Annotated in this window: 6 protein-coding genes and 1 pseudogene; 6 read left to right on the top strand and 1 reads right to left on the bottom strand. The window is 68.1% G+C overall.

What is annotated here, in order from left to right; genetic code table 11:
* The first annotated feature begins 903 nt into the window (after nucleotides 1-903).
* Nucleotides 904-3,210, top strand: a complete 2,307-nt coding sequence (locus ACZ4MH_RS33975) for an NACHT domain-containing protein (protein ID WP_351587842.1) — start codon at nucleotides 904-906, stop codon at nucleotides 3,208-3,210.
* Nucleotides 3,211-3,620: 410 nt separating this feature from the next.
* Here the strand turns inward: ACZ4MH_RS33975 and ACZ4MH_RS33970 are convergent.
* Nucleotides 3,621-4,141, bottom strand: a pseudogene (locus ACZ4MH_RS33970) (transposase); the annotation flags it as partial.
* Between the two features lie 740 nt (nucleotides 4,142-4,881).
* On the opposite strand from ACZ4MH_RS33970, the gene ACZ4MH_RS33965 reads away from it, so the two are divergent.
* Genes ACZ4MH_RS33965 through ACZ4MH_RS33945 form a run of 5 tightly spaced genes read left to right on the top strand, consistent with a single transcriptional unit; the run spans nucleotide 4,882 to nucleotide 9,693 of the window.
* A complete protein-coding gene (locus ACZ4MH_RS33965; protein ID WP_467754855.1) occupies nucleotides 4,882-5,562 on the top strand; it encodes a 4'-phosphopantetheinyl transferase family protein in 681 nt (226 codons plus the stop codon).
* Nucleotides 5,559-7,646, top strand: a complete 2,088-nt coding sequence (locus tag ACZ4MH_RS33960; RefSeq protein WP_351587837.1) for a beta-ketoacyl synthase N-terminal-like domain-containing protein — start codon at nucleotides 5,559-5,561, stop codon at nucleotides 7,644-7,646. Before ACZ4MH_RS33965 ends, ACZ4MH_RS33960 begins: the two co-directional genes overlap by 4 nt.
* Complete coding sequence (locus tag ACZ4MH_RS33955) at nucleotides 7,594-8,133, top strand: hypothetical protein (protein WP_351587834.1); 540 nt, start codon at nucleotides 7,594-7,596, stop codon at nucleotides 8,131-8,133. Before ACZ4MH_RS33960 ends, ACZ4MH_RS33955 begins: the two co-directional genes overlap by 53 nt.
* Nucleotides 8,130-8,684 (top strand): carboxymuconolactone decarboxylase family protein, encoded by a 555-nt coding sequence (locus ACZ4MH_RS33950; RefSeq protein WP_351587831.1) that lies wholly within the window; start codon nucleotides 8,130-8,132, stop codon nucleotides 8,682-8,684. Before ACZ4MH_RS33955 ends, ACZ4MH_RS33950 begins: the two co-directional genes overlap by 4 nt.
* A gap of 31 nt (nucleotides 8,685-8,715) precedes the next feature.
* Complete coding sequence (locus ACZ4MH_RS33945) at nucleotides 8,716-9,693, top strand: hypothetical protein (RefSeq protein WP_351587828.1); 978 nt, start codon at nucleotides 8,716-8,718, stop codon at nucleotides 9,691-9,693.
* The last annotated feature ends 127 nt before the right edge of the window (nucleotides 9,694-9,820 follow it).

Raw genomic sequence — 9,820 nt, 5'->3', positions numbered from 1 at the left:
CCCCCCCCCCCCCCCCCCCCCCCCCCCCCCCCCCCCCCCCCCCCCCCCCCCCCCCCCCCCCCCCCCCCCCCCCCCCCCCCCCCCCCCCCCACCCCACGTCGACGGCGACCGTCCCCTGCCGACCGTGACCATCAAACGGGCACCACAACACCTGGACCAGATCGGTACCTTGCTGGCTCGTCCGCCGGCCACAACAGCGGCCCGCCGACGGAGCTGTCGTGAGGTTTCGGCGCCCCGGGTCGAGGGTGGAGGCGAGTGCTGGTCGCACGGTGGGCCGCCAGCTCGGGGAAGATCTGCTCAATGTCCAGGGGCCGCGGCGGGGTGGTCCGGGTCATCTCATCCTTTCGTTGAGACGATCTCATCTCATCACGGCCGTCCGCACGCCTGCAGCGGGAATTCTCCAGCACATTCGTCAGCTTGAAGCCGCGATCCCTGATGCTGATATTTCGAGTTGGATCGGGATGGGATTCGCCGATTGAACCAGGAGCTCACCGCCTGCCAATAGTTCCGAGCTGTCGATGTTTCCGCTGGGGGAGGAGTAGCGCAGTCGGCCGGTGGTGAAGTCTCTGACTTCGAGGCTCGGGTGCCCCTCCTTGGCGATGTAGCCGGTCTGCTTGGTGTTCCGTGCGGCGAGGGCGAGTGGCAATGCGGTGGTGGGGGCGCCGCCCGGACGGCCTCGGCGGCCTGGGCGAGCAGGCCCGCGGCCTGGGTCCGTGTTGCCACGGTGGACCACCGAGTCTCCACAGCCGTAATGTTCCGTCATGTACTTATCTCTGAAAGCCCGTTGCCAGAGAATCGGCCTCGTGCACGGTGCGGTGATTGCCGGGAACGGGTGAACCATGGCAAGGGAGGGGATCGGGGGGCGGGCATCGGCGTCGGTGGATACGGCTGGGCGTCTGCGCTGTGGTGCTGCTGGGAGCCAGCCTCATCTACGCGGTGCGGCAGGTGTGGGGTGCCGAGAAGCTGGACCCCGCGGACACGGCCGCACTACTCGGGCTACCGATCGCGGTCGCGGGGCTGCTGGCCGCAGTTCTGGCTCTGCGCCGGGCCCCGGAGGGTGACCTGGCGAACCGCTCACGCGACTGGGCAGCCACCCTGGCGACGCAGATCAAGAAGTCCGAGGAGCAACAGTGGCGGCAGCTCCTCGGCAACGACACGCAGCGCATCAATCTCACCTTCACCGTCCGGGCGGCCCCGGCCCGTGCCGCGACGGTGCCCGCGGACACGGGGCGCCTGTTCGACGGCACGCTCACCGTTCCGGACGTGGCTGCCTACTACCGGCAGACCCGCCCACGCCGCCTGGTCGTCACCGGCGCCGCGGGCTCGGGTAAGACCGTCCTGGCCCTGGAACTGATGCTCGCCCTGCTCGAAGAGCGCGGCGAGGACGAACCGGTGCCGGTACGGGTGTCCCTGGCCGAATGGGACACCAGCATCCCCGTGCGTGAACTGCTCGTTGGCCGGCTCGTCGACGTCTACGACTGGCCCGCGGCGATGGCCGACGCACTCGTCCGCCACCACCGGGTGCTCCCCGTGCTCGACGGCCTCGACGAGATGGACCCCACCCAGCCGGACGGCACTCCCTCTCCCGATGCTCCCCGCGCTCTGGCCGCGCTGGACGCCCTCAACGCCTATCAGGAGGGCCGCGATGCCGGCCCTCTCGTACTGACCTGCCGCGCCGCCCACTACGACGCCCTCGCGCCACACACCCGGTTGCTGGACGCCGCGCGCGTCGACATCGACGCCGTCCCCGCTCTGGACGCACACGCCTATCTGCTCAGCCGGTCCGGCACCCCCGCGCGCTGGGAACCCGTCCTGACAGCACTGCGCGACGACCCGACCGGTCCGCTGGCCACCACGCTGTCGACACCGTGGCGGCTGTGCCTCGCGGCCACCGTGTACGCCCGTGACAGTGACCCCGCCGAACTCCTGCGGCACACCACCCCCGAGGAACTTGACGAGCACCTGCTGGCCCGCTTCATCCCCGCCGCCAGCACCCTGTACCCCCACCCTCGCTATGACACCGCCCGCGTCCACCGATGGCTCGCCCGCCTCGCGACCCACCTCGACGCGCCGGGCCAGCCCGAGCCCTCTGATGCCCGACCGGGCACCGACCTGGTTCTCCATGAACTCTGGCCGCTGGCCGGACGCCTCCGCGTGCGCATGGCCGACGGCCTGCTCACCGCCACTGCGGCACTCCTGCCGTGGATCTCCACCCTGCTCCTGCTCCTGCTCCTTTTCCTTTCCACCGACCCGTCCCTCACCGACTTCTATGCATCCAGCACCTTTTGGGGTCTTTTGGTCTGCCTGCTACTCGTCATTCTCACGGCTCTGGTGGTCGCCTTGGCGTTCGGTATCTTCGCGGGTCTGGCCGCGGTACGTGCCCGGCAGCCCGTACCAAGACACCTTGAGTGGAGACTGCTGAGGTCCCGCAGTGGCCTGCGCCGGTTCTGGGCCGGGCTGGGGCGGAGGCTGCTGATGGGGCTCCTATGGGGGATCAGCGGCGGGCTCGCCATGAATGGTGTGGCTTTGGCGCTAGGGAAGGGTCCTCTCGACTCGATTGTGACACTGGAGCTAGGCATTCTCGGCCTGGGCAAAGTCCCGGGCCCGCTGGTTATGCCGCTGGTCGGCCTCGTGCTCGGGTGCGTGGGCGGGGTCGTGGGCGGCGTCCTCGGCGGACTCGTGGACGGAGCGTCCGGTGAACCCGCCGCGACGGCCTCCCCGCGCACCGTCATGCGGAGGGTCCTGCCGCGCGCCGTCTTGGCCGGAGTCGCGAGCGGCTTCTCGAGCGCACTGGTCGGGACCCTCTTATTGAGCGTCGCTGGCGTAGGGCGCAAGGGCACCGCCACGCCCAGTCGGTACGCGAGCGAGATTCTCCCCAGTTGGTGGCCTGAAGATATCGCCCTCTCCGGGGGGATCGAGATCGCTGCACTCGATCTGGCCCCCTTCAGCCTGGCTCCCTTCAGCGGTGTGGCTATAGGACTGGCCGTCGGGCTGGCTGCCACGATGGTCAGGGCTGCCCCCCTGCGCCGATATGCGGTCTTCCTGATCTGTGCCCGGGGGAAGCTGCCGTGGCGCCTGGGTGCGTTCCTCGACTGGTGCTGTGCCGCCGGGCTGATGCGTCTGTCGGGCACCGCCTACCAGTTCCGCCACCGCGAACTCCAGCAGTGGCTCACCGATCACCCGAACATCCCCGCCCCTGCCGGAAACTGACCTGCAGAAGCGGAAGCCAACGCCGGGCGGCCTGACGCTGAACTCGATGCGTCCACCCGTCCACCCGTCTGCCCGGAGGCTCAGCGAGCTCGCATGCAGGGCTGGCGCCCGAATGACGGATGCCTTGGGGGTACCGGCCAGGCGACGACGTACTCGGGAATTGGTTCCAGTCCCGAATACGATGATCCGTACGAATGTAAACACAAGGGGGCAACGTGTGGCGCGAACTGATTGCCCGCTGGGCTGAGGTTCAACCTCGGGAGTGGACACCGGGTTTCATGCGACGAGTGACAGCGTACGTGACGAGATCAACTGTTGTTCGAACTCGGCTGGTGTGAGATAGCCGAGGGTGGAGTGACGTTGACGCCGGTTGTAGTAGGCCAGCCAGCGGAAGAGTTCCAGCTGGGTCTGGCGCCATAGGCTCCGTGGTGTGCGGCGTGGATCTCCCGGGTCTCGGCGACCGCAGCGGTCTGCTCGGCCTGGCGCTCGGCGCGGGCCTGCGTGGTGGCCTGGTGCCGGTAGCAGCCGGAACGGGCAACGCCCAGGGCCCGGCATATCCGCTTCACACCGATGTCGGCGCAGTTGTCAGAGATGAAGTCCCAGCGGCGGGAGCTCACTTCACCTCCCGGGCGAAATAGTCGGCTGCCCGGCGCAGGATCTCGCGCTCCATCTGCCACTCCTTCTCCGCGTGTCGCAGCCGCTGGTTCTCGGCCCGCAGCCGGGCCAGTTCCTCGGCCGGGCTCTGCGTGCTGCCGCCCGATGGCTCAGGCGCGGACCGGCCGGTGTCCTTGCGGACCCACGTGCGCAGCGTCTCCCCGGTGATCCCGAGATCCGCGGCCACCGCCGCATATGTGCGCTTCCCGTCGGACGCGCGGTACAACGCGACGGCGTCCTTCCGAAACTCCTCCCGGTACGGAGACTGGCGTCCCACCTGGACATGCCTCCCTGGACCACCAAGATCCAAGTATCAGGGTGTCCACTCCAAAGGATCATCCTCAGACCCTCTGACTTCGGTGGCGATTGCGACATCTCCCCGAGTGCAGGAGACCCTCGTGCCCCACCGTGATGCTCCGCCCGACGGGCACGCTGCGTCTGTCCCGTTGTTCTTGACGGCTCATGACCAACACCCCCCTTTGTCGAGGCCTGCGGGCTGAGGTCCTGGCGAGCGGACGTCTGCTCGTTCTGCTCGCCGCCGCTCAGTGCTATGGCCCGGTCTGGATGGTCCCTTCGGTGCTGAAGGGACGCTCGACACTGAATCAAGGGACCGACGGGAACGCCTGACGTCGACGGCGGCGGCAGAGGGTTTGATGCGCTCTGAACGCCGACTGCCTCGGGCGGTGCTTGGGTGGGGTGCAGATTCGAGGGGACTGCGCGCTGACTGTCCGAGACGCCGCCCGCTGGAGTGACTTAGATCACGTGCGTGTGCAGTGAAGCGGGGGAGTGGGGTGCGGAGCGGTGCAGGTCACGGGCATATGCGTGGTGGGCGCGCAGTGGGTGATGCCGTGAGGAGGCGGTGATTCCGCCTCAAGGCAGGGTGAATCCGGGCCAATAATGCCGCTGAGCACCCTGGTTCGCCTGATACCGTCAACCGGGTTGACGACCTCTTGGGGATACGGGGGGAGGGTCTTCAACGTGCTTGCTCGACTTCTGGATCCAGGCATCAAAGGCTTGATGGCGGACATCGTGCCGGTCGGTGTCGAAGTGGCTCAGTCCACCTGCGATGTGTCATCAGGGGCCACTGATCGCGAGTTGGAGTCGCTCGGATGGGCGGTGCCTGCACGGCGCGCCGAGTTCGTGACGGGCAGAGCGCTGGCGCGAAAGGTGCTGAGCGCAGTAGGGGCGCCATCCACTGACTTGGTGCGTACGTCCAGTGGCGCACCGGCCTGGCCCCAGGGGTTCACCGGTTCGATCACCCACTGTTCGGGGTTCCGTGCCGCCGCCGTGGCTGCCCGCCGTGACGTTCGCGCGCTGGGCATTGACGCCGAACCGCACCGTCCGCTCGCCGATGAGCTTGTCAATGCCATCGCCACGCCGGGAGAACGACGTGGTTGGCCGACCGATCCCGGTTTATGGCCGGAGACGGTTGCCTTTTCCGCCAAGGAAGCGGCGTGCAAGGCCCTTTACGGACTGGGCGCGAGCCTCCTTGACTTCGCGCAGTTGCGGATCGAGCTGAGGGGGCTGTGCCGGCTCGGTGAGGGTGCCTGGCGCGGCAGGTTTGACGCCCGCCTGCACCGCACCCGCCAGGCCCCGGGGCTGCCGGCCGACGTCACCGGGCGTTGGCTGGTTACGGATTCCCTGGTCTTCACCGCAGTCGTCCTGGAGACGGCGGCCGGCATGGGGCGGTGCGCATGACGGGCACGGAAGAAACGTGGACGATAGCGGATGTTGCCGAGTGGATCGCGGCGTACGTAGCTGAAGAACTGGCCGTACCGGCCCACGAACTGGACCGCAATGCGACCTTTTCCTCGGTTGGGATGAGCTCCCAGGCTGCCGCGGCCATGGTCGGGCGTCTGGGGCTGCGCCTCGGGCGTGACCTGGCCGTCGCTACGGTGTGGGCTGCCCCCACCGTGAACAAGCTCGCAGCCGCTGCGGTGTCCAGGGAGAAGGCCGCCGATGCCGCAGCGGGAAGGCGAAGACGCATCGGCGGGGAACCAGCCGAGCCACTGGCGATCGTCTCCATGGCGGCGCGGCTGCCGGGCGCCGACACTGTCTCGCAGCTGTGGGAACTGGTCCTGGCCGGCCAGGACGCAATCGGACCGGCGCCGAAGGGGCGCTTCGCCGACGGCCGGGCGCCGGCGCTCGACGCCGGATACCTGCGGCAGCAATTCGATGAGTTCGACCATTGCTTCTTCCATCTCACCCCACGCGAAGCATCGGCACTCGATCCGGTTCAGCGGCTCTTCCTCGAGGTCTGCTGGGAGGCGATCGAGACGTCTTCGCTGCTCCGTACGGGCCTGCACGGCAGCGCGACGGGCGTCTACGTCGGCAGCATCTGGAACGAGCACGGCGCGGTATCCCGGCCGGGGCGGCACACCATGCACACGGCGACCGGCTCGAGCCTCTCGATGGTCGCGAACCGGATCTCTTACCTCTACGACCTGCATGGGCCGTCGGTCACCTTGGATTCCGCCTGCTCGTCCTCCCTGGTGGCCGTGCACTTGGCCGCCCAGGCCCTGCGACTGGGCGAAATCGACGCTGCCATCGTGGGAGGCGTCAACCTCCTTCAGTCGGCAGCCACCACGGCCGACCTCATCGCCTTCGGCGGACTCGCGCCCGACGGACGCAGCAAGGCTTTTGCCAACCGAGCGGACGGCTTTGGCCGTGGCGAGGGCGCCGTAGCGCTGGTCGTGAAGCGGCTCGCCGATGCCGAGCGGGACGGCGACCACATCTGGTGCCTGCTGCACGGAAGCGCGGTCAACAACGACGGGCACACCAATGGGCTGACAGCGCCCAGCCCCCGCGCACAACAGGATGTCATTCAGGAGGCGCATGCACGGGGCCGGACCGACCCCGGACAGGTGCGATTCGTCGAGACACACGGCACCGGTACGCCTCTGGGCGACCCGATCGAGGCGGCTGCCCTGGCCGGCGCTCTGGAAGGAGCGGCGGAGCCCGTCCAGCTCGGCACGCTCAAGGCGAACATCGGGCACCTCGAGGGGGCCGCGGGCGTTGCGGGGCTCGTGAAGGCGGCTCTCGTCATGCACCACGGCGTCGTCCCGCCGTGCATCCTGGCCGGTGAGGTGAATTCTCACATCGATCTCGATGCTCTGAACCTGGCCGTGCCGTCCACTTCGGTGTCCCTGCCGTCCGGCGAGCCTGTGCTGGGCGGGGTCAGCAGCTTCGGCTGGGGCGGTACGAATGCGCACGTCGTGGTCGGCCCCTATCAGCGGGAGCCCGCTGTCACAGACGCCTCACCCGTCCGGGACGGCGACCGGTCCGCGCTGTCCGACGGTATGCAGCAGACCGGCGACGTGGTGTTCGTGCTCTCACCTTTCGGCGGTCAATGGGCCGGAATGGCTCGTGACTTGCTCCGGTCCGACCCGGTGTTCCGCGCCGCGGTCGCCGAGTGCGACCGCGGCGCGGCGCCGGTGCTGGGGACCTCCATTACGGAACTGCTCGCCTCTGGGGCCGACCTCGAACCGTACGGCGTGGCCGTGTGCCAGTCCGCGATCTACGCGATCCAGGTCGGGCTGACCCGTAGCCTGGCCGCCCGCGGAGTACACCCCACCGTGGTGGTCGGGCACTCGCTCGGCGAAATCGCCGGTGCGGTCGCCGTCGATGCGCTCACGGCACACGAAGGCGGTCGTGTCGTCGCACACTACGCGGCAGCACAGCAGCGGCTGGCCGGCCGGGGCCGAGCGGTTGACGGCGCATGGACTCGCCGTGGCCCCGGTCGTCGCCATCGACCTGATGGAGCACCCCGACGATCACGGTGATGCCCCGTCGCGCGCACGGCTGCTCGAGTGGTTCGCCCGGGACGTCGCGCATATCGCCGGCGCGCCCGATCCACTGGCCGGGTACGACCTGGAACAAGTCGACAATCCTGACGAGGCCCTGGTCGAACGGCTGCGGGCCGGCGAACTGCTGGACGGCGACACCGATCAGGAGACGATCGACGGACTGCTCTCCCGATTCGTCACCAACGCCCGCGCCCTTGCCGACCACAAACCGGGCAGTTACGGGTCACCGGTCGTGCTGATCCGCGCGAGCGAGGGCGCCTCCGAGGCTGTGACCTCGGCATGGGCCACTCATTTCACCGAGCACGTCGCCGTCCACACCTTCGAAGGTGACCACTATTCCCTTCTGCGCCCTGATCAGCTCGATGCACTCATCACGACGGTGCGCGACGCCTGGGCCACTTCAGACCACCGAACGGCAGTCCCGTCGCTCGGCTCACACAGTTCAGAGAGGAACTCATCGTGACCGCTTTCACCCGCCACGACGTCTCGTCGGCCCCCGAAGCCGCACGTCCCATCATGGAGAACACCGCCAAGGGCTTCGGTTTTGTGCCCGCGCCGGTGGCATTGATGGCCGAGTCGCCGGAGCTGCTCGAGGGCTTCATGAACGGTAACGCGCTGTTCAACAAGACCACCTTGAGCCCCATCGAGCGCGAGGTCTTCATCCTCACGATGGCCACCACAGTGGAGTGTCACTACTGCGTGGCCATGCACAGCGCGATGCTGAAGCGCAGCAACGCCGACCAGTCCCTCATCGAGGCCCTGCGCGCCCGCAAGCCGCTGGAGGACGCGAAGCTGGAGGCCATGCGGGTCTTCACCCTCGCGGTGATGGAAGGCCACGGACATGTGGCCGACGAGACCATGAAGGCATTCTTCGACGCCGGCTACACCCAGCGGAACGCGCTGGAGGTCGTGCTGGGGCTGGGCGTCTACACCATCTCGACCTACGCCAACCGCATGACTGACGCACCGGTCGACGAGCCCTTCAAGGCTTTCGAGTGGCACGCAGAGCACTGAGAACCGAGAGACACAGCGGGGGGACAGGTCGATGATGAGGAAAGTACGTGGGCGCTGGTTGCTCGGTCTCGGGCTCAGCGTTGCTGCTCTGCTCGGGCTCGCGCCGTTGGTCTCGGCCACCGGCGCGGCCCGTTCTGTGGCAGCGGAGCCGGCCGAGGCGAGCAGCTTGCCGGCTCTGACGTCGTTCAACAAGGTCTCGCTCGGCGATGGCTTCGTCGAGACTTTGTACGCCGCCGACGCCGCCCGGCATCCGAAAGTGCTCGCCGTCCGAGTCGACGCAGCGGCCATGAAGTCGCTGCCGTCGGCGCCGAGCCATGACGGTCAGACGTGCTTCGACAAGGACGGCGGCGGCATCGACCTCGAAACGGACTGTGCGAGTGGCCACGAGCGTGACCTGTGGTTCCCGAAGCTCGACGGTCTGCCGTTCAAGTGGCTGATGTTCAACTGGCAGATGCATGGTCACGGTCCCACGCATGTCTTCGACAAGCCGCACTTCGACCTGCACTTCTTCATCCAGGATTTCGCGGCCCGGAATCAGATACGCAACGGGCCGTGCAATCTCGTCATCAACTGCGATGACGACGCGAAGGCCAAGAAGACCGTGCCGGCACCGTACGCTCCTGAGGGCTGGGGGCTGCCCGGAGCCGCGGGTCGTATGGGGAACCACCTCATCGACCCCAATGCGGCTCCGGCCAACGGTGATCCGTTCACTCAGGCATTCTCCTACGGTACGTGGGACGGGCACATCACGTTCTGGGAACCGGTGCTGAACAAGGACTGGATCGTCGCTACGAAGCCTTCAGCGGCGTGCCGATCGATACCCCAGACACCGGCGGTGGAGAAGTCCGGGTACTACCCCACCCAGATGTGCACGCGCTACGGCTCGAACGGTGACATGACGTTCACGCTGGAGAAGTTCGTGGAGCGGACGGCACCCGAGAGCGCCGAGGACCCTGCGGGGGTCACTGACACTCGCGCGCAGTCGGAGTCGGTGCAACGGCACCACTGACGACTGGCTTCGTGCAGCGGGGGGGGGGGGGGGGGGCGGGGGGGGGGGGGGGGGGGGGGGGTGTTGTTTTTCTGGGGAAAGAGGAAACAACAAGGGGGGGGGGGGGGGGGGGGGGGGTCTGGGGGGT

This window comes from Streptomyces sp. NPDC026301, assembly GCF_055567935.1.
The sequence above is the reverse complement of the archived record's forward strand: the minus strand, read 5'-3'. Positions and strand labels throughout refer to the sequence as shown.